The 23,759-nt window shown below is 61.2% G+C and carries 24 protein-coding genes; 8 read left to right on the forward strand and 16 right to left on the reverse strand.

The features are described 5' to 3' along the window. Positions 1-31: 31 nt before the first annotated feature. On the forward strand, positions 32-1,156 hold the full coding sequence (locus QMY55_RS06230) for a cupin domain-containing protein (RefSeq protein WP_283487804.1): 1,125 nt from the start codon (positions 32-34) through the stop codon (positions 1,154-1,156). A gap of 378 nt (positions 1,157-1,534) precedes the next feature. Continuing rightward, entirely contained in the window at positions 1,535-1,816 is a 282-nt protein-coding gene (locus QMY55_RS06235) for a hypothetical protein (protein WP_283487805.1), read from the forward strand. A 275-nt stretch (positions 1,817-2,091) separates the two neighbouring features. Here QMY55_RS06235 and bamC read toward each other — a convergent pair whose 3' ends face one another. From bamC to QMY55_RS06285, 10 genes are all read right to left on the reverse strand, one after another. Then, positions 2,092-3,207, reverse strand: coding sequence for an outer membrane protein assembly factor BamC (bamC, locus tag QMY55_RS06240; protein ID WP_283487806.1), 1,116 nt, complete (start codon positions 3,205-3,207; stop codon positions 2,092-2,094). Between the two features lie 63 nt (positions 3,208-3,270). Then, positions 3,271-4,167, reverse strand: a complete 897-nt coding sequence (gene dapA / locus QMY55_RS06245; RefSeq protein ID WP_283487807.1) for a 4-hydroxy-tetrahydrodipicolinate synthase — start codon at positions 4,165-4,167, stop codon at positions 3,271-3,273. Between the two features lie 26 nt (positions 4,168-4,193). Then, positions 4,194-4,331: a hypothetical protein gene (locus QMY55_RS06250; RefSeq protein ID WP_283487808.1), complete on the reverse strand. Its 138-nt coding sequence runs from the start codon at positions 4,329-4,331 to the stop codon at positions 4,194-4,196. A gap of 86 nt (positions 4,332-4,417) precedes the next feature. After that, positions 4,418-6,574: a DUF6630 family protein gene (locus QMY55_RS06255; protein ID WP_283487809.1), complete on the reverse strand. Its 2,157-nt coding sequence runs from the start codon at positions 6,572-6,574 to the stop codon at positions 4,418-4,420. 34 nt (positions 6,575-6,608) lie between these two features. After that, positions 6,609-7,190 carry a class I SAM-dependent methyltransferase gene (locus QMY55_RS06260; RefSeq protein ID WP_283487810.1) on the reverse strand — a complete coding sequence of 194 codons (582 nt, stop codon included), beginning with the start codon at positions 7,188-7,190 and terminating at the stop codon, positions 6,609-6,611. 69 nt (positions 7,191-7,259) lie between these two features. Further along, on the reverse strand, positions 7,260-7,715 hold the full coding sequence (locus QMY55_RS06265) for a hypothetical protein (RefSeq protein ID WP_283487811.1): 456 nt from the start codon (positions 7,713-7,715) through the stop codon (positions 7,260-7,262). Between the two features lie 9 nt (positions 7,716-7,724). Beyond that, complete coding sequence (locus tag QMY55_RS06270; protein ID WP_283487812.1) at positions 7,725-8,537, reverse strand: SDR family oxidoreductase; 813 nt, start codon at positions 8,535-8,537, stop codon at positions 7,725-7,727. A 42-nt stretch (positions 8,538-8,579) separates the two neighbouring features. Next, positions 8,580-8,711 carry a hypothetical protein gene (locus QMY55_RS06275; RefSeq protein WP_283487813.1) on the reverse strand — a complete coding sequence of 44 codons (132 nt, stop codon included), beginning with the start codon at positions 8,709-8,711 and terminating at the stop codon, positions 8,580-8,582. A 5-nt stretch (positions 8,712-8,716) separates the two neighbouring features. Then, complete coding sequence (locus tag QMY55_RS06280; RefSeq protein ID WP_283488897.1) at positions 8,717-9,907, reverse strand: MFS transporter; 1,191 nt, start codon at positions 9,905-9,907, stop codon at positions 8,717-8,719. A 105-nt stretch (positions 9,908-10,012) separates the two neighbouring features. Then, positions 10,013-10,144: a hypothetical protein gene (locus QMY55_RS06285; protein ID WP_283487814.1), complete on the reverse strand. Its 132-nt coding sequence runs from the start codon at positions 10,142-10,144 to the stop codon at positions 10,013-10,015. Between the two features lie 176 nt (positions 10,145-10,320). On the opposite strand from QMY55_RS06285, the gene QMY55_RS06290 reads away from it, so the two are divergent. The 3 genes from QMY55_RS06290 to parC all read left to right on the forward strand — a co-directional run bounded on the left by QMY55_RS06290 (position 10,321) and on the right by parC (position 15,767). Beyond that, positions 10,321-12,291 (forward strand): DNA topoisomerase IV subunit B, encoded by a 1,971-nt coding sequence (locus tag QMY55_RS06290; RefSeq protein WP_283487815.1) that lies wholly within the window; start codon positions 10,321-10,323, stop codon positions 12,289-12,291. A 149-nt stretch (positions 12,292-12,440) separates the two neighbouring features. After that, positions 12,441-13,244, forward strand: a complete 804-nt coding sequence (locus QMY55_RS06295) for a lytic transglycosylase domain-containing protein (RefSeq protein ID WP_407650685.1) — start codon at positions 12,441-12,443, stop codon at positions 13,242-13,244. Between the two features lie 132 nt (positions 13,245-13,376). Then, entirely contained in the window at positions 13,377-15,767 is a 2,391-nt protein-coding gene (gene parC / locus QMY55_RS06300; protein WP_283487819.1) for a DNA topoisomerase IV subunit A, read from the forward strand. Between the two features lie 132 nt (positions 15,768-15,899). Here parC and QMY55_RS06305 read toward each other — a convergent pair whose 3' ends face one another. Further along, on the reverse strand, positions 15,900-16,325 hold the full coding sequence (locus QMY55_RS06305) for a nuclear transport factor 2 family protein (RefSeq protein WP_283487820.1): 426 nt from the start codon (positions 16,323-16,325) through the stop codon (positions 15,900-15,902). A 185-nt stretch (positions 16,326-16,510) separates the two neighbouring features. After that, positions 16,511-17,206 carry an RNA polymerase sigma factor gene (locus QMY55_RS06310; protein WP_283487821.1) on the reverse strand — a complete coding sequence of 232 codons (696 nt, stop codon included), beginning with the start codon at positions 17,204-17,206 and terminating at the stop codon, positions 16,511-16,513. Positions 17,207-17,396: 190 nt separating this feature from the next. On the opposite strand from QMY55_RS06310, the gene QMY55_RS06315 reads away from it, so the two are divergent. Together QMY55_RS06315 and QMY55_RS06320 are read left to right on the forward strand one after the other, a co-directional pair. Further along, positions 17,397-17,966, forward strand: a complete 570-nt coding sequence (locus QMY55_RS06315) for a ferritin-like domain-containing protein (RefSeq protein ID WP_283487822.1) — start codon at positions 17,397-17,399, stop codon at positions 17,964-17,966. After that, positions 17,963-18,361, forward strand: a complete 399-nt coding sequence (locus QMY55_RS06320; protein ID WP_283487823.1) for a c-type cytochrome — start codon at positions 17,963-17,965, stop codon at positions 18,359-18,361. Before QMY55_RS06315 ends, QMY55_RS06320 begins: the two co-directional genes overlap by 4 nt. A 101-nt stretch (positions 18,362-18,462) precedes the next feature. Here the strand turns inward: QMY55_RS06320 and QMY55_RS06325 are convergent, their stop codons facing one another. The 4 genes from QMY55_RS06325 to QMY55_RS06340 all read right to left on the reverse strand — a co-directional run bounded on the left by QMY55_RS06325 (position 18,463) and on the right by QMY55_RS06340 (position 20,947). After that, the gene (locus QMY55_RS06325; protein WP_283487824.1) at positions 18,463-19,029 is read right to left on the reverse strand and encodes a hypothetical protein; all 567 of its coding nucleotides are present in this window, start codon (positions 19,027-19,029) and stop codon (positions 18,463-18,465) included. 59 nt (positions 19,030-19,088) lie between these two features. Next, positions 19,089-19,382, reverse strand: coding sequence for a hypothetical protein (locus tag QMY55_RS06330; RefSeq protein WP_283487825.1), 294 nt, complete (start codon positions 19,380-19,382; stop codon positions 19,089-19,091). 33 nt (positions 19,383-19,415) lie between these two features. Beyond that, a complete protein-coding gene (gene pdxY, locus QMY55_RS06335; RefSeq protein WP_283487826.1) occupies positions 19,416-20,330 on the reverse strand; it encodes a pyridoxal kinase PdxY in 915 nt (304 codons plus the stop codon). Positions 20,331-20,488: 158 nt separating this feature from the next. Beyond that, the gene (locus QMY55_RS06340; RefSeq protein ID WP_283487827.1) at positions 20,489-20,947 is read right to left on the reverse strand and encodes a RidA family protein; all 459 of its coding nucleotides are present in this window, start codon (positions 20,945-20,947) and stop codon (positions 20,489-20,491) included. A gap of 276 nt (positions 20,948-21,223) precedes the next feature. Here QMY55_RS06340 and QMY55_RS06345 point away from each other — a divergent pair, with 276 nt between their 5' ends. Beyond that, on the forward strand, positions 21,224-23,740 hold the full coding sequence (locus tag QMY55_RS06345) for a DNA internalization-related competence protein ComEC/Rec2 (protein ID WP_283487828.1): 2,517 nt from the start codon (positions 21,224-21,226) through the stop codon (positions 23,738-23,740). Positions 23,741-23,759 lie beyond the last annotated feature (19 nt).

The raw sequence follows: 23,759 nt of genomic DNA on the forward strand, positions 1-23,759 counted from the left end.
AGTCCGTTGCTTATACGGCAGGACTGTTTCCATGGACATCAATACGCCGCTCGCCTTGCTTGGTGGGCTCACCGCTTCTCAATTCATGCGCAAGCACTGGCATAAAAAGCCTTTGCTTGTGCGCCAGGCCATCCCGGGGTTCAAAGCCCCCATTCCACGCGCACGTCTGCTGGCCATGGCTGGCGAAGATGGTGTGGAGTCGCGCCTGATCCAGCAGCTCGATGGTGGCAACTGGAAGCTCGGCCACGGCCCGTTGTCGCGCCGCAGCCTGCCTGCCCTGAACAAACCGGGCTGGACCGTGCTGGTGCAGGGCGTAGACATGCACGACGCCAAGGTGCACGAGCTGCTGCAGCAATTCCGCTTTGTACCCGAGGCACGCCTCGATGATCTGATGATCAGCTTTGCCACCGATCAGGGCGGCGTGGGTCCGCATTTCGATAGCTATGACGTGTTTCTGCTGCAGGCCCATGGCAAGCGCCGCTGGCGCATTGGCCGTCAGAAAGACCTGTCGCTGCAGCCCGATAAGCCTTTGAAGATTCTGGCCAACTTCGAGCCCGAGGAAGAGTTCGTGCTCGAGCCCGGTGACATGCTGTATCTACCACCCAAGTGGGCGCACGACGGTGTGGCCGAGGGTGAGTGCATGACTTATTCCATCGGCTTTCGTTCGCCCGACCGTAGCGAGCTGGGGCGCGAGTTGCTGCTGCGCATGTCGGACGAGCCGGACGAACCCGAGAATCCGGTCATCTACAAGGACCCCAAGCAGGAAGCGGTCAGCAACCCAGCGCTGATTCCCGAGGGCATGTATGACTTTGCGCGCGAGGCCTTGAAGAAAGCCATGGCCGAACCTCTGGCACTGGAGCGTGCGCTGGGTGAGTACCTGACCGAGCCCAAGCCCAATGTCTGGTTTGAGCATGGTGACGAAAACGGCATGTTCGAAAGCGTGGTGCTGGATCGCCGCAGTCGCATGATGTATGACGCAAAGCACATTTTCATCAACGGGGAAAGCTATCTGGCAGGTGGCCGCGATGCGACGCTGATGCGCAAGCTGGCTGACACCAAGGCTCTGTCCCGCAAGGATCTGGCGACCGCCAGCGACGATGCGCTGGAGCTGCTTTCATCCTGGTTTGACGCCGGCTGGGTGCGCTCGGGCGACTGAACAGGGTGGACTTGTAACCGGGTCCATGCTAACTTACGTGCTTTCTTGCTGGGTCATTCCTGCCACTTTTGAGTGCCTGGTGATGATTTTGTAAAGATTTATTAAAGATGAGTCAGAAAATTGACAGGAATGGATTTCTGGTCCAAAGTGTGAAGCACAGCAAGCGAGAGCTTGTTCGGTAAATAGACCTTGCATTGATTTGTGCGGAATTGTTTAGATGCTGTCAGTGTTAGTCAGCAATGGGCAAAACTACCTATAATGCGAACCGAGTCAATTTACTGTTTGACCTGATCTGCCAAAGCGATCAATAGCTGCAACAAGCTGACCGTAATGGCAATCCACCTACTGTCTGCTGAACCTACAAACTAGGAAACTGTTATGAAGAACTCTCTGATTCTGGCTACCGTGATCGCTGCTGCAGCTCTGGCCGCTTGCGGTGACAAGAAGGCTGAAGCTCCTGCTGCTCCCGCTCCTGCTGTGGAAGCTCCTGCTCCCGCACCTGCTGCTGAAGCTCCTGCTGCTCCCGCCGCTGAAACTCCCGCACCTGCTGCTGATGCTCCTGCAGCTCCCGCTGCTGAAGCTCCTGCTGCCCCCGCTGCTGACGCTGACGCCGCCAAGGCCAACGCTGATGCCGCTACCGGCGCTGCTACTGCAAAGTAAGCAACTGCTCAAGCAGGCAAAGGGCTCAGGCCCTGAGCAAAAAAAAACCGCACCATGGTGCGGTTTTTTTTATTGCCGCCGGGCCGCCCCAAGGCAATAAAGCCCCCTTGGGGGCAGCGGGCACACGTCAGTGGGCAAGCGTGGGGGGCTTTTTTATGCCCGCTTTTTCCGCTTCAAGGGGTGGCGCTGCTTTTGGAAAGCTTTGATGGAGTAGCTGCAATAAAAAAGCCACCTGGTGTTCCAGGTGGCTTGGCACGGCTTTGCTTGTCTGAAGCTTATTTCAGATCGTCCGTGATCACGCGAATGATGCGCTGACCGTTGGCAGTGCTGTCAGGTTGACCTTGCTCGTTGAGCACGGAGACCTGGGATTGGTTGCCATTGCCCTTGACCAGGATCTGGTACTTGGCCGGAGGCGCAGCTTCCTTGCCCTGGCTGAAGATCTTGCTGAAGAAGCCCTTGGTTTCCGTCTTGGCGTTCGGATCCACATAGCGCACATAGTAGACGCCGCGGCTGCGGTCACGGTCTTCCACCGTGAAGCCGGTGCGGTCCAGTGCCACGCCCACACGGCGCCAGGCGCGTTCAAAGTCCTCACCCAGTTGCAGCACTGGAACGCCGTTGACGGTTTCCATGCGTGCGGTGCTGGTGCTGGCCACGGCAGCGCTGCGGTCGGCCTTGGCAACGGCAGAGGCCTGTTCCTCGCTCACGCCCAGCTTGACCATGAGACGGCGCAGGAACTCGGTCTCCAGCTCGGGGTCGCGAGGACGCGGCTGCCAGATGGTGTTGTCCTTGCGCTCGCTGGTATAGACCTCCTGCATGCCACGGTGGGTGACATAAATGCGGGTCTTGCCATCGGGTTCGCGCTCCAGGCGGGTGCGGAACTTGTCGCGTTCGCTGGTGGAGTAGAGCGAGTCGAAGACCTTGCCCAGCGTCTTGCGGATGACGTCCTGAGGCAACTTGGCGCGGTTTTCAGCCCAGTCGGTTTCCAGAATGCCCAACTGGCGGTCTTCCATCGCGTAGATGAACCCGTTTTCCAGCCAGAAGTCGCGTGTGGGCTCCCAGAGCTTGTCGGCCGAGCGGTCCACGACCAGCCAGTGCTCGGCGCCATCACGTTCAATGCGCACGTCGCCGATCTTGTTGGCCGCGGTATTGCTGTCGGTGGGCTTGCCGGCCTTGGCGTTGGCTTGCATGGCCGCTGCGGAAACAACGCCACCAGGGACGATGTAGCGCGAGTCTTGCGACAGCTGCGTCAGATCCGGAGGCACTTCGAGCGAAGGGGCTTGGTTTTTGCCTGCGCTCTTGTAGTCGATCTTGGTCTCTTGGAACGTGGTCGTGCAGGCTGTGAGGCCCAGCGCGAGGCTGAGCAGGCCCAAACGTGCTGTGTTTTGTTTCACGCGGATTGTCCTTGGGTAGCGTTCAAGCTATGTGCGAAAAACCGCTAGCTTAGCGCAACTCGATCAGAGTACGCCAACTTTACGCAGAGCGCCTTCGACAACGGATTCGAATTGTTCGCTCAGCGGCGTCATTGGCAGGCGCATGGCAGGGCTGCACAAGCCCATGCGGGCCGCAGCCCATTTCACGGGAATGGGATTGGCTTCCACGAACAGGCTCTTGTGCAGGGGCATGAGCTGGAACTGGATTTCCATGGCGCGCTTGATGTCGCCGGCCAGCGCAGCAGTGCACAGCTCGCTCATCAGGCGCGGAGCCACGTTGGCTGTCACGCTGATATTGCCGTGGCCGCCGCACAGCATCAGGGCCACGGCGGTGGGGTCGTCACCGGAGTAGACGCCAAAACCGGCAGGCACATCGCGGATCAGCCATTGGGCGCGTTCGATATTGCCGGTGGCTTCCTTGATGCCGACGATGCCGGGAATCTGGGCCAGACGCAGCACGGTTTCATGCTGCATATCGGCGACCGAGCGACCGGGCACGTTGTAGAGAATCACGGGCAGGTCGCCAGTGGCTTCGGCAATCGCCTTGAAGTGCTGGTACTGGCCTTCCTGCGTGGGCTTGTTGTAGTAGGGCACGACCTGCAACTGGCTGTCGGCGCCGACCTTCTTGGCGTACTTGGCCAGCTCGATCGCTTCATGCGTGCTGTTGGCGCCGCAGCCGGCCATGATGGAGACGCGGCCCGCAGCCTGTTCCACTGCCACGCGAATGATTTCGCAGTGTTCGTCCACATTGACGGTGGGAGATTCGCCCGTTGTGCCGACCACGCCTATGCAATGAGTGCCTTCGGCCACATGCCAGTCGATCAGTTTGCGCAGCGCCGGGTAGTCGATGCTACCGTCTTCGAGCATGGGCGTAATGAGGGCAACAATGCTGCCAGTCAGAGCAACGGAGGAAGATGTCATATCCGCAATCAGAAAACGGGAAAGTTTCATTCTACAAACAGGCTTGCCCGCCATTGCGCAGATTTGAGGTCATGCTGCGGAGCAAAACCCTGTTTTTGTCGATATGTTGTCAATAAATGACGATTTGACGAAAACATTGTTGTTGTTGCGTCAGTTTGTTGCATGGCGTGGCGCTGTCCTTCGCCATCTTGTGGATGGATGTTCAGGCGGGAGAGGCTTGCTTGATGACCGGCCCGCTTGCCGCGAGCCCTCAGCTGGCGCTGTAGTTGGAGGCGCTGATGCTGGCCTGGGCCAGGCTATCGAGAAAGTCCTCGGCATCCTCGGTACGCACCACGGTGATGCGGATGCTGTCGTCATCGGTGGCCAGTCTGATCAGGCTCAGATTGCGGCTGCCCAGATGTTCGGCCAGATGTTCGAGTCCCGACTCCACGCCATCGGCCGGCGTGTCCCAGTTCCAGTCGTCGCTGCCGGGCAGCCAGTGGGTGTTGGCAATGCCGTCTGCATCCTTCCAGTCAAAGCGCGCGAACTGGCTGGCAATGGGCAGCAGGTGTATCCAGTACAGCGTCAGTGCATTGTCGCTTTCGGGCAAATGCATCACATCGGGGTCGATCTCGCCAGCTCCATCTTCGCCATTGTCCCAGCCCATTTCATCAGGGTCGGGTTCGGCCACGCAGTCGCGCCATTGCTGCAGCAGTTCGCCGGCCTCGTCCTCATCGCCCAGGCAGAGGATGCGGGTGATGTCCTGCATCCAGGTTTCGTCCTCGGCTTCGATCAGCTCCGCGCGCGTGATGGTGGTGGCTGGGGCTTCATCGTCGAGACCCTTGAACATGCCGCGCATGGCATTGCGATAGTCATCCCAGGTTTCGCCGGTACGGGTGAGACTGAAGTCCTTGATGGAAAACATCAGCAATTCGGCCTCCGGCCCTTCTCCCATGAAGGTGAGCAGCTCATTTTTTTTGGGGCTGCAGTTCAGCGGCGGGCACCAGACCTCGGGCGCTGCCAACAGCTTGCCCTTGGTGTTGTAGATATGGGGTTGGCCTTTTTCGGTGATCGCCAGCAGCTTGCCACCCGGTAGCACCTTGGGTGGGGAACTGTTGAAGCCGCGTTCGATGGTCTGGTATGCGCAGGGGATGATTTCCTGGCCGCTGATATGGATCACGCCTTCACGAATCTCGAAGTCTGTCTCGTCCTGTTCGTTGCGGGTGGGCACGCGTGCGAGCACTACGGCCAGGCCGGTCCTGGCATCGAAGTCGTGGACTTGCTCATAGAGGCTGGCGTCAAACAGCGGCGCTCCATCGGGCTTGAGCAGCAGTTTTTGCGAGCCGCCAGACGTGCCATAGGGCCCCTTGTCGGCGCGAATGAACTCGTCTTCTTCGGCGTTGTAGTAGATGCTGGAGAGGCCCTCGTGCAGCAGCTCCAGCCCGGGCAGGCTGCGCAGGTCTTCCGTACCGGGCACGTTCGCCGATTTGCAGGCCATGACCTGAGGCGTGACGGCATAGGCATTGAGGTAGCCCGCGGATGGCGGCACCAGCCAGTTGCCGTTCAAGTCCTTGATGCCGGACTTTTCACCTTCGCCTTCCCTGGCTTCAGGGTAGCGGACATTGATATGGCCGCCTGATGTGTAGGCGCCGCAAGCGCCCTCAATAGGCTTGACCAGCCAGCGGCCATAGGGCGTGACCAGGCCGACGGGCCAGTTGCCGCGATGGTTTTCGCCAGGCAGCTTTTCACCTGTGCGCGGATGCTTCAGGGGCATCACGTAATAGGCATCCGTGCCTTCGTCCCAGGCGCTGTGGTAGCGCTCCACATAGTTGTCCTTGAGCCAGGCAGGCCAGTCGTCATCGCTGTAGCGCTCTATCACTTCGGTGCGAGCAAGTACCGAATGGCTCCACCAGCCAAGCTGGAAATGCGGATGCTGCTTCAAAACCTGTAGCGCTTCGGGCAGGCTATCCGCGCTGCAGTCCCATTGCAGGCAGCGTTCGCGCAGCGAGCCCAAGGCTGCGGCGTATTCGGGTGTGTCAAAGTCATGGGGGATCAGCGTGGCGCAGTCCAGCAGCAGCCAGTGGCGCTGGCTTTGGCTGATGATGGCGTCGATCTGCTGCCAGCTTTTTCTGACCGAGTCCGGCCAGTGGGCGGGCAGCGGCTCCATCTGCGCCTTGAGCCATTGCCAGCGTGCCTTGACCTGATCCATGGGGGCGGCCAGGGAGATCAGGCTTTCCTTGTCCTGGTAGGCGCTGCAGGGCACCAGTTCGGGCAGATGCCGGGCATCGCCCAGCAGCAGGCTGAACAGGAGCGGCGTGCTTTCAAACCACTCGGCCCAGGCTTCGCAGGGGCCGCCTGGCTGGGCTGGCCAGTCGGTGGTCGGGCCCGGATGTTCATTGTGTGCGAGGAGCAGAGCGTAGTCAGGCATGAAGCAGTCTGGGCTGTCGATATGGGAAGTGAAATCAGGCCTGAAGCAATGCAGGGTCTGCGCTATCAGCTCCTGGCTTGATCGCGGCAATGCGCTGCACCACACGCTCGGGCTGGTGCAACTGGCCGTGCTCATAGGCCACGATGGTCCAGCCCTCGCAAATCTTCAGCAACTCGCCTGGGGCCAGCAAAAAGTCGGGGCGCGAGGGTTTGCCAAAAGCTTCGTTGCCCTGGCCAAAGGTTTCGTAGAGCAGCACGCCACCGGGCTTGACGCTATCCAGAATCTGCGCCCACAGCGGACGCCACAGATAGTTGGTCACCACCACGGCGTCGAACTGCTGGCCGGGCAGGGGCCAGGGACTGTTTTCAATATCGGCCTGAATGGCCTGACCCAGGTTTGCTACTGCATCGATAGCTTCCTGCGCTCTGTCTATACCGGTTACGGGGTGATTGGATGCATGAAACATCCGCATATGCCGTCCCAGGCCGCAGGCGATATCAAGCACCTGCCCCTGAGGGCGCACCAGATGGGCGAAGCGGACAATCCAGTCGGAGGGCGCTTGCGCGCCATGGGAAGAGGGCAGTGTCGCTGCCGCGGCAGGAATAGGGCAAGTCATTGTGCTGAAAACTATAGCAGCGAGCCTGCTCACTCAGGCCGCTATGTGCCAGAGCGCTTGTAAGCCTTGTTAAGACCCAGGCTTGCGGCGCAGTTGCAGCACACCCGCCAACATTACGACCAGACCAATGAGCGTGAGCCAGATGACAGGGCCATACCAGTGCCAGAAGCCTGCCTGAATCACATCTTCCGGCAGACCGGTGCCCGCGTGTGGGCTATCTGCGGGAGGGACTCTGGCCAGAATCTGTGCTCCCACTTTATGGACGCGCGTCTTGCTGGAGTTCAGCGGAATGTGGATATTTCGCCCGTCGCCACTCGCAATAGTGACGGAGCTGCGTTGGCGATAGTGATCCAGAGGCCCCAGCTCGGTCACGGTATAGAGCACAGGCTGGCTGGTGGTGCGCAACTGCTCGACCTGGTGAATGGCGTCGCGCGCAACCCCTAGCGCGATGACCGCCATGATGAGCAGGGCGGCGCAAATGGCTGCTGCGCACCAGAAGGTGGCTTGCTTGTTGGGTACTGCCATGTCAGGGTTTCAATGCGGTTTGACGTCATCCTTGAGTGCGGCCAGGGCGATTTTTTCCACCAGGCCCGGAACAATCAGCTTCATGAAGCGGCCCAGCTTGCCCTTGCCCGTCATCACCACCTCGCGCTGGCGGCGGTTCATGCCGTCGATGATGAGGCGCGCGCATTCCGCTGCGCTCATGGCACCGTCCTCCTTGAGGCCGCTGACGCCTGCTGCTTCGCCCCTGGCGTTGTAGCCGTGGTAGCGGATGCGCGTATCCACCACGCCGGGGTAGGCCGTGGTCACGCTGACGCCCGCAGGCTTGAGTTCGGTGCGCAGCGCTTCGAAAAAGCCGCTCATGGCAAATTTGCTGGCGCTGTAGGCCGTGCGCCCCGGCACCCCCACCAATCCGGCCAACGACGAAACCGCCACGATGCGACCCCGGCTGGCCTTGAGCTGCGGCAGCGCTGCATGGGTGCACCAGACGCTGCCCCAGAGGTTGATGCGCATCAGCCGCTCATACCAGCCCAGGTCCTCTGCACGGACTTCCTCGAACAGCGCATGGGCCGAGACTCCGGCGTTGTTGATCAGTGCATCGAGTCCGCCGAACTGCCGCACGGCGGCATCAATCAGCGCGCGGCACTGGGCTTGATCGCTGACATCGGTGGGAGCGATCAGCACCTGTGCGCCCAGTGCACGGCATTGCTGGGCCACGGTTTCCAGATTGGCGGCATTGCGTGCAGCCAGAGTCAGCTGCAGCCGGCTCTGATGGGTTTGCGCCAGCTGGCGGGCCATTTCGGCGCCTATGCCGTCCGAAGCTCCGGTGATGATGATGCGGGGCATGTACTCTCCCGGCCTGGCCGCGGGGCCGGGTGGCGCCCTGAATCAGAAACAGGCCCAGACCTGGTCCGCCAGTGTGAGCATGAAATCGGGCCGCAGATACAGGGCAAACACGGTCAGCAGCACCGCAAGCACGGCGGCCCAGATAGCGATGTGTTGCCAGCGTTTGAGAGACATGGTCTTCAGGCCGTCATGGTTGGCTGGCGCGGGATGGCTGTCTCGCGCACGGGCAGATTGACCAGGGCGGCAAAAATTCCCAGGGCAATCGACAGATACCAGACCATATCGTAATTGCCGTTGATGTCATACAGATAGCCGCCCAGCCAGACGCCCAGGAAGCTGCCGATCTGGTGGCTGAAGAAGACAAAGCCGCCCAGCATGGACAGGTGCTGCACGCCGAAGATCTGGGCAATGGTGGCATTGGTCAGAGGCACGGTGGACAGCCACAGAAAGCCCATGGCCGCGCAGAAGATATAGACCGACCAGGGCGACAGCGGGGCCAGCAAGAAGCAGATGGTGGCTATTGAGCGCAGGCTGTAGATGCCAGACAGCAGATAGCGCTTGGGCATCTTCTGCCCCAGATTGCCGGCCAGATAGGTGCCGAAGATATTGAACAGTCCCACCAGTGCCAGCGAGGTACTGGCCACCTGGGGCGCCATGCCGAAGTCCTTGAGGTAGCTGGGCATGTGCACGCCGATGAACATGACCTGAAAGCCGCAGACGAAATAGCCGGCCATCAGCAGCAGGAAGCTGGGGTAGCTCCAGGCTTCCTTGAGCGCCTGACCCACGGTCTGCTCGCGCTTGACGGGCGCGCCGCTGGCAAAGCCCGGCTCGCGCAGCCCGAACGCCAGGGCGGCGATCAGCAATGCAAACACGGCCAGGATCATCAAGGCGTTGGACCAGTTCACGCTGGCGATCAGGCTGCCTTCGACCGGCACCATGAAAAACTGGCCGAACGAACCCGCGGCGGCCGTCACGCCCATGGCCCAGCTGCGCCGTGCCACGGGAATCTGCCGGCCCAGCACGCCGTAGATCACGGCATAGGTGGTGCCGGCCTGAGCCGCACCGATCAGCACACCGGCTGTGGCCAGAAACCACAGCGGCGTGGGGGACAGCGCCATGCCGACCAGACCCAGTGCATAGAGGATGGAGCCGCCAATCAGCACCTTGAACGCGCCTATGCGGTCGGCCAGCATGCCCACGAAAATGCCCAACACGCCCCAGGAGAGGTTTTGCACGGCAATGGCCAGCGAGAAGCTCTCGCGCGTCCAGCCCATGCTCTGGGTGATGGGCAGCAGCCACAGGCCAAAACCATGGCGTATGCCCATGGACAGGGTGACGATGGCGCCTCCGCACAGAAGAATCTGCACCATGGACAGGGGCGCTGTAGAGGTCTTGGTAGTCATGCTGTGCGATCGGAATTTCGGGTCGGGGGCATCACTTTAACGAAACAAGTTGTTGTGCGCCTGTACCGGCCGTCACATGCGCGGCAGGCTCGCTTGCCAGAATGCGAGATCGGTGCGCAGGGCCAAAAATGACGGATTTCCAAAGACTTGAAAAAAGAGAGCGCCCGGCGTGGGATCTACCTTGGGTTTGAGTGAAAACCACATGAATATCCTTAAACAGCAAGCGCCAGACGCTCTCTTTTTGAAAGCCATACAGAGGTGAGTCACTGAGGAAAACACATGCGCAAGACAAATGTTCGGGCTTTGTGCAAGAGTATTGGGAGTAAACAACTGTGAATTTATCCAGCTCTCTTTCGGAGAGGCCACTACAATCCGCCCCCATGGCAGTCAAACCGTCCAACGAATATTCCGAAGGCTCGATCCGCGTTCTCAAGGGTCTGGAGCCTGTCAAACAGCGTCCCGGTATGTACACGCGTACCGACAACCCCCTGCACATACTGCAGGAGGTGATTGACAACGCGGCCGACGAGGCGCTTGCCGGCTACGGCAAGAAAATCAAGTTCACCATCCACTCCGACGGTTCCTTCAGCGTCGAGGACGACGGCCGCGGCATTCCGTTCGGCCTGCACCCCGAGGAAAAAGCACCTGTGGTGGAACTGGTCTTCACGCGTTTGCACGCGGGCGGCAAGTTCGACAAGGGCAATGGCGGTGCCTACAGCTTCTCGGGCGGCCTGCACGGCGTGGGCGTCTCGGTGACCAATGCGCTGGCCACACGGCTGGAGGTCCAGGTGCACCGCGACGGCCAGGTGGCCACGCTGGTGTTCTCGGGCGGCGATGTGATCGAGCCGCTCAAGGTTCGTCCTCTGCAGGCCGGCGAGCGCAAGCAGGGCACGACGGTACGTGCCTGGCCCGATGCCAAATACTTCGAATCCTCGGCCCTGCCCATGGGCGAGCTGGTGCATCTGCTGCGCAGCAAGGCCGTGCTCATGCCTGGCGTGGCCGTTTCGCTGATCAACGAAAAGTCGCGTGACACTCAGACCTGGCAGTTCAAGGGTGGTCTGCGCGACTATCTGGCGCAAAGCCTGCACGGTGAGCCCATCATCCCCCTGTTCGAAGGCGAGGGCTTTGCCGACAAGCACAACGACAGCTTTGCCGAAGGCGAGGGCGCGGCCTGGTGCGTGGCCTTCACCGAAGACGGCGCGCCGCTGCGTGAAAGCTATGTCAACCTGATTCCCACCACGGCGGGCGGCACGCATGACAGCGGCCTGCGAGACGGTCTGTTCCAGGCCGTCAAGGCCTTCATCGACATGCACTCGCTGCTGCCCAAGGGTGTCAAGCTCATGCCCGACGATGTGTTCGCGCGCGCCAGCTATGTGCTCAATGCCAAGGTGCTGGACCCGCAATTCCAGGGCCAGATCAAGGAGCGCCTGAACTCGCGCGACGCCGTGCGGCTGGTCTCGGGCTATGTGCGCCCGGCGCTGGAGCTGTGGCTCAACGAGCATGTGGACTGGGGCAAGAAGCTGGCCGAGATCGCCATCAAGGCCGCCCAGACCCGGCAGAAGGCCGGCCAGAAAGTCGAAAAACGCAAGGGCAGCGGCGTGGCCGTGCTGCCCGGCAAGCTGACCGACTGCGAGAGCAAGGACATAGCCGTCAACGAGGTGTTCCTGGTCGAGGGCGATTCGGCTGGCGGCTCTGCCAAGATGGGCCGCGACAAGGAAACCCAGGCCGTGCTGCCATTGCGCGGCAAGGTGCTCAACACCTGGGAAGTGGACCGCGACCGCCTGTTTGCCAACAACGAAATCCACGATATCTCGGTGGCCATCGGCGTGGACCCGCATGGCCCCAATGACGAGCCGGATTTGTCCGGCCTGCGCTACGGCAAGATTTGTATCCTCTCGGATGCGGATGTGGACGGCTCGCACATCCAGGTCTTGCTGCTGACCCTGTTCTTCAAGCATTTCCCCAAGCTCATCGAGGCCGGCCATATTCATGTGGCCTTGCCACCGCTGTTCCGCGTCGATGTGCCCGCACGGGGCAAGAAGCCGGCGATCAAGGTCTATGCGCTGGACGAAGGGGAGCTCGACGCCATCCTCGAAAAATGCGCCAAGGATGGCGTGCCGCGCGAGAAATGCCAGGTCAGCCGTTTCAAGGGCCTGGGCGAGATGAATGCCGAACAGCTGTGGGAGACCACGCTGAACCCCGATACGCGCCGCCTGCTGCCCGTGCAGTTCATGAATATGGACTTTGCGCAGGCCTCGGCTGTGGTTACCAAGCTCATGGGCAAGGGCGAAGCCGCTGCCCGCCGTGAGCTGATGGAGCTGCATGGCGACGCCGTGGAGGTCGATATCTGAGCGGGTGCATGGGCGCTAACAGTCGCCCGCCGCAGTGATGGAATCAAGTCATGCCAAGTCTTCAGCGCTTTTCAGCTCCAACTCGTTTGCTGGCCGATGGCCGGCAGGCTGCTGTGTCTGCCGGCGTTTCTGCCGGTTTGCCTGCCCGTATGCGGCAGCTGGGCCTGCAACTGCTGCTGGCAGGGGCTGGCTGGCTGGCGCTGACGCCGGCGGCACATGCCGATCTGTGGGCCTATGTGGATGAGTTTGGCGTCACGCACTTTGCGGCAGAGGCGCTGGATAGCCGCTACAAGCTGTTCTTCAAGGGCGCTCTCTACGACAGCAGCAAACCGGGTTTGCAGCCGCGTGGCGATTCGGCCACGCAGGGTTTGAATGCACGCACGCGCACGCAGAGCTTTTTCGAGGTCTCGCCGCGCTACAAGAGCGTGCGTCCGCATCTGCAAAAGGCCGCTGAAAAGACGGGTGTGGACTATGACCTGCTCAAGGCCGTGATTGCCGTGGAATCGGGGTTTGACTCCGAAGCCGTTTCTCCCAAGGGGGCGGTAGGCCTGATGCAGCTGATGCCTGCCACGGCCGAGCGCTTTGGCGTCTCGGCCAATAAAAAGCGCAGCCTGCAGCAGCAACTGGCCGACCCTGCGGTCAATGTGCCCGCTGGCGCACGCTACCTCAGCTATCTGATGGATCTGTTCCCCGGCCGCCTGGACCTGGTTCTGGCTGCCTATAACGCGGGTGAGGGTGCGGTCAACAAATATGGCAAGTCCGTGCCGCCTTACAAGGAAACGCTGAACTATGTCAAAGCGGTGACCGGCATTTATGAGCAGTTGCAGGCTTCCAATCCGCTGACCACCCGCGTGGCCTCGGCCAGCGTGCGGGGCGGCAAAGGCGGTGGTGCGGCTCCACGCATTCGCATGACCTTGCCCGGTATGACAGGTGCTGATTCGATATCCCAATAAATTGAGTCGCCTGACAGGCGCAATCTGAAAAACGACTTACGCAAATGAGGATCAAGCTGGTGCTTTGCCTCAAGGAAACTGCCTTCGTGCATCCCTGTTTGCGTAAGTCCTATGAAAAACTACAAAGAATTCATGAGCGATCAAACCATACTGGATTTGTCTCAACAAGCCTCTGGCGAGGCGCTGGATCTGGGTCAATACGCACAGCGCGCCTACCTCGAATACGCTTTATCGGTGGTCAAGGGCCGTGCCCTGCCCGATGTCAGCGATGGCTTGAAGCCCGTGCAGCGCCGCATTCTCTACGCCATGGACCGCATGGGCCTGGGCTACAGCGGCCCGAACGGCAACACGGCGGCCAAGCCGGTCAAGAGCGCGCGCGTGGTCGGCGACGTGCTGGGCCGCTTTCATCCGCACGGCGACCAGTCGGCCTATGACGCGCTGGTGCGCATGGCGCAGGACTTCAACCAGCGCTATCCGCTGGTCGACGGCCAGGGTAACTTCGGCAGCCGCGACGGCGACGGCGCAGCGGCCATGCGTTATACCGAGGCACGCCTGTCCAAGATCACCGGCCTGCTGCTCGATGAAATCGATATGGGAACGGTGGACTTCGTCCCCAACTACGACGGCAGCACCCAGGAGCCCAAGCAGCTTCCGGCTCGTCTGCCGTTCTCGCTGCTCAATGGTGCCAGCGGCATTGCCGTGGGTCTGGCCACCGAAATCCCCAGCCACAATCTGCCCGAAGTGGCTGCAGCCTGCGTGGCCCTGATCAAGAAGCCGCAGCTGCCCGAGGAAGAGCTGCTGGCGTTGATTCCCGGCCCAGACTATCCGGGCGGCGGCCAGATCATCTCCTCCAGCAGCGATATTGCCGATGCCTACCGCACGGGCCGCGGCAGTCTCAAGGTGCGCGCGCGCTGGAAGATCGAAGAGCTGGCACGCGGCCAGTGGCAATTGGTGGTGACCGAGCTGCCGCCCGGCGTGTCGGCCCAGAAGGTGCTCGAGGAGATCGAGGACATCACCAATCCCAAGGTCAAGACCGGCAAGAAGGCGCTGAGCCAGGAGCAGACCCAGCTCAAGGCCAGCATGCTGGCCGTGCTGGACTGCGTGCGCGACGAGTCGAGCAAGGATGCGCCCGTGCGCATCGTGTTCGAACCCAAGACCGGCAAGATTCCTCAGTCGGAGCTGATCACGGCGCTGCTGGCCCACACCAGCCTGGAGTCGTCGAGCTCCATCAATCTGACCAGCATCGGCCTCGATGGCCGCCCGGTGCAGAAGTCGCTGCGCCAGATGCTGGAGGAATGGATTGCCTTCCGCTTCCAGACCGTGACGCGGCGCAGCCAGCATCGGCTGGAGAAGGTGCTCGATCGCATCCACATCCTCGAAGGCCGTCAGGCCGTGCTGCTCAATATCGACAAGGTCATTGCCATCATCCGCGCCAGCGATGAACCCAAGCAGGCCCTGATTGATGCCTTCAATCTCTCCGAGCGTCAGGCCGAGGACATTCTGGAAATCCGTCTGCGCCAACTGGCGCGGCTGGAGGCCATCAAGATCGAGCAGGAGCTCAAGGAGCTGCGCAGCGAGCAGGGCAAGCTGGAAGACATCCTGGGCAGCGAAGCCACCATGCGCCGCCTGATCTGCAAGGAAATCGAGCAGGACACCAAGACCTTTGGTGATGCACGCCGTACGCTGATCCACGAGGAGAAAAAGGTGGTGGCCGAGGTCAAGGTGGTGGATGAACCCACCACGGTCATCATTTCCGAAAAGGGCTGGGTGCGCACGCGCCAGGGCCATGGCGTGGATGCCAATACGCTGAGCTTCAAGGCCGGCGACAGCCTCTATGGCACGTTCGAGTGCCGCACCGTCGATCAACTGCTGGCCTTTGGCAGCAACGGCCGGGTCTATTCGGTGCCGGTATCGGCCCTGCCAGGCGGACGCGGTGATGGCCAGCCCGTGACCACGATGATCGAACTCGAAGCCGGTACCCAGCTGCTGTACTACTTTGCCGGCAGCGAAAGCACGCAGCTTCTGCTATCTGGCTCGGGTGCCTACGGCTTCACGGCGAACGTGGGCGATATGGTCTCGCGCCAGAAGGCCGGCAAGGCCTTTGTCACGCTGGGCGAGAGCGAGACCCTGTGTGCGCCTTCGGTTGTGCATGGCGTGCCCATGAATGCGCGCGCCGAGTATGTGGAAGGCGGCGAGCAGGGGGCCGGTTTGCTGAACCCCGCCAGCCATGTGATCTGCGCCTCGGTGGGCGGTCGCATTCTGACCTTCGAGATCGCCGAGCTCAAGGCCATGCCCAAGGGCGGGCGCGGCCTGATGCTGATTAGTCTGGAAGACAAGGATCAGCTGGCCGGCGCGGCCGCCTATACGCGCAGCATTCGCCTGGATGGCGTGGGGCGTGGCGGCAAGGCGCGTACCGAGACGCTGGAGATCCGCAGCCTCAACAATGCCCGCGGCAACCGCGGCCGCAAGGGTAAGGCCGCAGACCTGGGTTTCAAGCCTCAGTCCGTGACTCGCGTGGAATAAGCGCTCCCGGTACCAAGTAAAAAAGCCGCGCCAGATGCCTGGGGCGGCTTTTTTTATAGAGGGGTGTGACTTTGAATGACCCCGAACGGAAGCTCAACAGCGACGCATGGGCCGCTAACTGACAGCGCAGTTCTAGGCCATGTTTCCGGCCCAGCTCCGAACTTGCTTGCGTGACTTTATTTTCCAGCCCTCCTTTGTTCGCTGGAAGGTGTCTTCATACCAAAGGCCACTCACAAAGGTTGATTCCTTGCCCTCTGGCGACTTGGCAGTCATGGGAACAATGGCGGTTGATCGAACTGTCGCGCCGTCTGCTGCCAAATCTATCTTGACCGTGGATACGGTGTGCTGTGTGGATGCCAGGCCGTTGAGAATCGGCGTAAAAAAATCCTGCAACTCCCTGGGAGAGCCCTTGGGCCCACCAAAGGCGGTGAAGTCCAGGGTCGCATCGGGCAAGAACACTGCTTGAAAGGCACCCCAGTCCTTTTGGCCCAGGGCATGGCAGTACCGTGCCAGCAGTTCATTGATTTCGAGCTTGTCCGAGATTTCTTGCAATGTCATTCTTGCCTCCGGTTTTGATATTACGTACCGAGCCACTGACTGGACTCATGTGAGAGGGTACGTTTGTCCATGGGATTGGCATCGTCCTTATTGATGACAGCTCGGTATGCAAGCTTTGAAAAGTGCCTGATTGAAGGCCAGGCGGGCTTGCGCTGGTCTCTGACAAACAGCTCAAGCGTGCGTGCCTAACGTGGGGATAGTCTTGCCCGCACTAAAGACACGATGTGATTGCACCGCTCCCCGTCGAAGGTGAATGCATCGCTGAGAGCCATGTCCAGATCCTGGGATAGTCCTTCCCGAAGCATGCTTCGGGCACGGAAGAAGCGCGTGCGCACCGTGGCTTCTGGGATTTCCAGTATTTGCGAGACTTCCTCCACGTTCATCTCTTCCACGCCCCGCAACATGAAAACCCGGCGGAAGTCGTCAGGTAGCAAGTCAATGCGAGCCTCCATGATCCGGCGCAGCTCCGAACGCATGGCAGCGCGATCGGGACTGCGATCCATATCGTCTTGTTGCCAGCTGGCATCCATCTGTGCCGTCGATACCATCACGGCCTCCAACGGCACGACCTTCAGCTGACGACGCCTCAGCTGTCCAAGTGCTTCGTTGACAACAATGCGCACCAGCCATGTTGACAGCTTGGCATCGGCTCTGAAGTCTCCCAATGCTTGCCAGGCCTGCAAATAGGCCTGCTGCACGACATCTTCGGCATCCGTGTCGCTTTTCAAAATGGCTCTGGCGGTACGGAACAGCAAGCGGTTGTGACGACGCATGATGGCCTCGAAGGCCATCTCATCGCCGCTGGCTGCTCTCAATGCGAGTTCCAGATCCGATGCATCGGCAGCCATAGGGTTGCGACTCAAGGATGGGGTGTGCGGCATGGGTGACTCCTATGACCATTGGATGGTGTACCCGCATCAGGCGTTCCCGCGCTGATTGGAGCGCCGTCCCTGCTGCCAACAGGGGTGGAACGTGGCGAAGCGCCGAGCCATCCAATGGATGAGTGTTTGCCTTGGACGCCGGATTTCCGGACTTTCCAGGCAGGCCTCGTTACCCACGAAGGAGTGCGCCATGTCGTTCTTGCATATCACTCATCCACAGGAGGCTCGCCGCCTCTTTCTTGGTCATTCGGGTCTGGTGCTTTCTGGAGCCGCCATTGCTCTGCTGGCTGGCCGTGATGCGCTGGCGGCCAAGACGGGCGATGGCGGGAAACAGGACACGCAAATCCTGAACACGGCCCTGGGCGCAGAGCTGGAGGCCATCGCCGCATATCAGCTGGGAGCGGAAAGCAAGCTGCTACAACAACCGGTGCTGGATCTGGCTGTGACTTTTCAAGGTCACCACAAAGCGCACGCAGATCTGTTGGCAAAGACGATTGAAAAACTAGGCGGCAAACCGGTTGTGCCAAAGACTGCCTATAACTTCCCGGTGAATCAGCTGAAATCGCAGGAGGATGTGTTGCGCTTCGCCGCGCAACTCGAGCAAGGAGCTGTCAGTGCCTATCTGGGCGCCGTCCCCTTATTTGGCAACAGAGAACTGTCCAAGGCTGCGGCCAGTATTCTGGGCGATGAGGCAATGCATTGGGCGGTACTGCGACAGGCGATAGGTGAGGTGCCCGTCCCTACGGCATTCGTATCATGAACACCAAACGGTGGCAGCTGCTTGGCGTGTTGTCGCTCGCTGCGGCAGCCTATGCAGCGCCAGACAAGCTGCCGGGCGAGCAGGTCTATGCCCGTTGCGCTGCCTGCCATGCACTGGCTTACGACCGGGTGGGCCCACATCATTGCAATCTGGTGGGCAGGCGTGCGGGCTCCGTGCCCGGCTTTGCTTACTCACAGGCCATGAAAAACTCTGGCTTCACCTGGGATGAAAAAACGCTGGACCGTTTTCTGGCGCAGCCCATGAAAGTGGTCCCGGGCACCAGCATGACTTATGACGGAATCCCTGATGCCAAGGAGCGAAGCGACTTGATTGCCTACCTCAAGCACGCTAACGACCTACCTGAATGTCGTGCACTTCGCGCGCTCCCGCGTTGAGTGCATGCAGCGCGATAGGCCTGTCGCAATCGGCTTGAAGCCGTCCGCCGGGTATCCAGCGGCTGACAGCTTCTGGCCGATAGCGGTTGACCAAAAACTTCTCACGGTTGCTGGCGGGTGCGGGTGCTTTCCACTGGAAATCTGATTTCAGCAAGATCAGGGTAGAGCGCAATCAATTCGGGCAGCAGCGTGTCGTCGCTGAGCGGGGTGATGAAAATCTGCGCCTCATCCAGGCTTGCCAGTGCCAGATAGGTTCGCTCAAAGGTGCTGCTGTCTTTTTCGAATGTTCGGCTGTAGGGCAGCAGGGCGTAGCTGCGGCCGGCAGAGGTCGTGCCGTATTGCGCGGCATCGAGATCGTAATGGCCGGAGAGAACCTTGACGCCATGGCGTTGGTCGGCTTCCTGGCCAATCCGGATCAGCTCGGTCATGGCTTCTTCGCGGGACTTGCCCATGGATTGCGCAATCTTCTGAATTTTTCTTGGCGCCACATATTTCAAGGTACCTGCCAAATCACGCGCGATGGTGGCATTCAGAAGGGCTTGCATGGCCTTGCCCAGTGTTTCCCGATTCAGCGAGAGCGGGTTTTCAATGTCTTGCGTTGGCGGCATCAACGCGTTTGGCTCGGCTGTTTGCTCGAGCGCCTGTGCGTGGGCCGGTGTCAGCTGCATGCATAGAGTCAGGGCCGCAGCTGCGCCTGTGAAAGCTCTGAGTCGGGACGCGAAAGACCTCATGGCTCGTTCCTTGGAGAGGGCTGGCGGACGCAGACGCCTTGGGCATCCAGCCTGCAGCACCATTTGACGTGCAGCCAGGTACCCGTGCGATTGGGTTCAACAATTCCCTGCGCAACAAGCAGTTCGTGGCAGCCGTCGCTGTAGAGATTTTCTTCCTGAAGCTCCACGACCAGGCCTTCGCTCAGCAGCACGGAGACACCGTGAATATCCTGTCTTTCATCCGTCTGCGAGAGCATGACGAGATCATGTTCTAGGAGCTCGTTGAAATCGATGGGAAAGCGCGGTGTCATCTCAAGAACCGGGCCTGGACCAACCCGGCTGATTTACGACGCAGCCACGGGCAAGGCCGCAAAGGTCTGTGCCGGCGCATTGATCTGCTCACGGCAGGCGACCAGGGGCAGGTCGCGCTGGCCGGGCCGAGTGCGGGACACCAGGGCATAGAGGCTGCTGACCGCGCGCGAGACGGCGTCTGGAATGGGCTTGTCCTGAATCAGGTGGCCCAGCAGCACGGCGGCAAATACATCACCCATGCCATTGGGTAACGGGTGCAAGTCTATATAGGGCGTTTGCACCAGCCAGGCCTTGTCGCCGGTCACGGCCAGGGTGGCCAACTGGTCACTGGGCAGGTCGCTGGTGCGCAGGCTGGTGATGACGATCAGCGCGGTGCTGGGCTCATGCATCTGACCCAGCATGGCGCGGGCTGCCTGGACGGCTGCAGCCATCGAGTCCAGGGGCTGGCCGCCGCACAGTAGCTCGAATTCGTAATGGTTGGGGGTGATGACGCTGGCCTGTGACAGCGCACGCTTGCGCAGAAAGTCGGGGATGCCGGGGCGCACGAAGACGCCGCGCCCCACATCGCCCATGACCGGGTCGCAGAGGTAATAGGCCTTGGGATGGGAGGCGCGCACCTCCTGCACGGCGGCCAGAATGGCTTCGCCCACGCCTGCGTCGCCCAGATAACCGGAGAGCACGGCGGTGCAGCGCTCCAGCACGTTGCGGGCGCGCAGGCCGTCGAGGACATCCTGAACATGGGCAGGAGTGAATACCTGGCCCTTGAACTCGCCATAGCCCGTGTGGTTGGAGAACTGCACGGTGTGCACGGCCACGGGTTCCATGCCCAGCAGTTGCAGTGGCAGCATGGCGGCGTCATTACCCACATGGCCGTAGGCTACATGGGATTGAATGCTCAGAACCAGTGGCGGCTCATGGTGCTCCTGGTACGCCTGGGTGTAGGGCATGGGAATTCTCTTTTCAAGGCGCTGCGGCAGATGCCGCAGAAAATAAAAAAGTGAGCTGCTGGCGCTGCTCAGATCATGGATTCAGACTGTTTCGATTCTGAACTCTATGAATACCCAGCACAGCATGCTCACTTTATGCAGTGGCGTATTGAGATTGATCAGTTCAGCTCGGCGACCAGATCGATTTCCACGCAGCAGCCCATGGGAACCTGGGCCACGCCGAAGGCGCTGCGGGCGTGCTGGCCGGCTTCGCCAAAGACTTCGCCCAGCAGTTCGCTGCAGCCGTTGGTGACCAGATGCTGCTCGGTGTAGCTGGTGGAGGAGTTGACCAGGCTCATCACCTTGACGATGCGCTTGATGCGGTTCAGGTCGCCGCCGCAGGCGTGCTGCAAGGTGCCCATCAGGTCGATGGCCACGGCGCGGGCGGCCTGCTTGCCTTCCTCGGTCGTCATGTTCTCGCCCAGCTTGCCCACCCAGGGCTTGCCACCCTGCTTGGCCACGTGACCGCTGAGGAAGACCAGATTGCCGGTCTGCATATAGGGCAGATAGGCCGCAGCGGGCAGGGCAACTTCGGGCAGGGTGATGTTCAGGGCTTTGAGTTTGTCGTAAACGCTCATGACGGGCTCCAAAAGTGCGGGAATGAAAGATGGCACGACTTACGTAAATCAGGTTCAAGCAAGAAATTTTTCCGATGGGAGCGCTTCTTGTGCATCCGCAGCGGCGGCCCGGCTTGTTTGCGTAAGTCCTAGATGGTCGAGTTTGACACAGGCCCGAGCCGGCACGCTCCAATTCGCACACTGCATGGGCCTTGTCTGGCCTTGCGCCAACATGCCAGCACGCAGGCAGGGATAGCCGCAGTGCGGGGCACGGGATCGCCCCTCTAGCATGGCGGGATGAGCCACCACCCGAGCCCGGTGCCCGCGTCCATGCCTGCCCGGCTTTCCTGGCTGGCTCCTCTATGGGGCTGCGTGCTGGGCGCGGCCTGGCAGGTGACGCAGCCCGGGTTGTGGCCCTTGCCGGCCTACCAGTGCCTGATGCTGCTGGGTCTGGCATTGTTCTTGGGCATCCCGAGGTTCATAGAGCGGCAACCGGTGTGCTGGCTGCTCCTGATGCTGGGTGCGGCCTGTTGCACGGTGGGGCTGACCGGCTGGCGCGCCCAGGCTTATCTGGCGCAGACCTTGCCCAAGGCTCTGGAGGCGGTGGACCTGGAGGTCGAGGGCACGATTGCTTCCATGCTGCAAAACACCGCCAACGGGCAGCGCTGGCGTTTTGAGGTCGATCAGGCCACAACGGGCGTGCAGGGTCTGCCTGAACTGATAGAGCTGTCATGGTATGGGCCTTATGGCCAGGAGCTGGATGCCAGCCAGCCTTTGCTGCCGCCTTGGTCGCAGGGGCTGGCCTTGAGTCCCGGGCAGCGCTGGCGTTTCACGGTGCGCATCAAGCGACCCCATGGTGCGCGCAATCCGCATGGTTTTGACTATGAGCTGCTGGCCTGGGAGCAGGGCGTGCAGGCCACGGGCTATGTGCGTGAAAAACCTCTGCCGCAGTTGCTGGAGGTGGGCAGCGCATACCGTTTGCAGCGCTGGCGCCAGTGGCTGCGCGAGCGCATTCGCGGCCAGACTCGACAACTGCATGCCTGGTTACCTGCACTGGACCCGGAGCGGCAGCAGGCAGCGATGGGCGTGGTCGCGGCACTGGCCGTGGGTGATCAGCAGGCCATAGACCGGGCAGATTGGGCGCTGTTTCGCCAGACGGGTGTGGCCCACCTGATGAGTATTTCAGGCTTGCATATCACCATGTTTGCGTGGGTGGCGGCGCTGCTGGTGGGGCGGCTGTGGCGGCTCAGTGCCAGGGCTTGTCGCTGGCAGCCCGTGCCGCGCGTGGCCTTGCTGGCCGGGGTGCTGCTGGCGGCGGCCTATGCCGTGTTCAGCGGCTGGGGGTTGCCTGCGCAACGCACGGTGTGCATGCTGGCCGTGGCGGCCTTGCTGCAAGGATGGGGCGTGCGCTGGCCTTGGCCCTGTGTCTGGCTGCTGGCATTGGCCGTGGTGGTGACAGCCGATCCGTGGGCCTTGTGGCAGGCGGGCTTCTGGCTCAGCTTTGTGGCTGTCGGGGTTCTGCTTGCTACCGATTCGGGAGCTTCTCGCGCAGATGGTGAAAGGGTTGCAAGGCGATTTATTTCGAGATTGCAGGCCTTGTGGCGGGAGCAGTGGCTGATCTCTCTGGCGCTGGCGCCGCTGGGCTTGCTGCTGTTCGGGCAGGTTTCCATCGTCGGGCTGTTGGCCAACCTGGTTGCCATTCCATGGGTGACCCTGGTGGTCACGCCGCTGGCTCTGCTGGCCGCTTTTGTACCCATGGCTGCCGCCTGCGCAGCCTTGGCCATGTTGCCGCTGATGCACTTGTTGCAATGGCTGGGGCAACTGCCCTGGGCGGTGTGGGCTCTGCCGCAACCGGACTGGTGGGCCAGCGTGCTGGCGATTGCGGCAGGCCTGTTGTTGATCGCGCCTTTGCCCTGGCGGCTGCGCCTGGTGTCTGCGGCTCTGGCCTTTCCGGCCTTGTGGTGGCCGGCGCATTGGGCGAAGTGGGGCGAGTTCGAACTGCTGGCAGTCGATATAGGGCAGGGCAATGCGGTCATCGTCAGCACGGCCGCGCATCGATTGCTGTATGACGCCGGGCCGCAATACAGCCGCAACAGCGATGCGGGGGAGCGGGTGCTTCTGCCTTTGTTGGCCGCCTGGGGCATGCGGCTGGACGTCATGATGCTCAGCCACCGAGACCTGGACCATACCGGCGGTGCACTGGCCGTCAAGGCGGCGCTGCCGGGCTTGGCCGTAATGGGCTCCAGCTCGGTAGTGGATGATCCGAAGCTGGCGCAACTGGCTCCGGTGCAGGCCTGCACTCAGGGCCTGCGCTGGCAGTGGGAGGGCGTGGAGTTTGAAGTCCTGCATCCACCGTCCGGTGAGGATTGGCTCAAGGGGCGCAGGTTCAAGCCCAATTTTGCAAGCTGTGTGTTGCGCATAGTTTCGGCTTCCGGGCGCGTGGCCTGGCTGACCGGAGATATCGAAGCCCCGCAGGAGCAGCAATTGCTGCAGTCCGGCGCGGTCGAGCCGGTGGACTGGCTGCTGGTGCCTCACCATGGCAGCAAGACCTCATCGACCCAGGCCTGGGTGCAAGGCCTCAGGCCGCGCTGGGCTGTGGTGCAGGCCGGTTATCTCAATCGCTTCGGCCATCCGGTGGCGGAGATCAGCCAGCGCTATCTGGCCGCAGGCAGCGAGCTGGTGCTGCAGGATGGTTGCGGGGCCATATCCTGGTCGTCCGCAAAACCGCTGGATTTGCGTTGCGAGAGGCAAGCCCGGTCGCGTTATTGGGATGTGCACAAGGGGGCGGTGCCTGTTTCCCGGCTCGATCCATGAGAGTTGGCGCGAATCTTGC

The organism is Comamonas resistens (assembly GCF_030064165.1).
Lineage (GTDB): Bacteria > Pseudomonadota > Gammaproteobacteria > Burkholderiales > Burkholderiaceae_C > Comamonas > Comamonas resistens.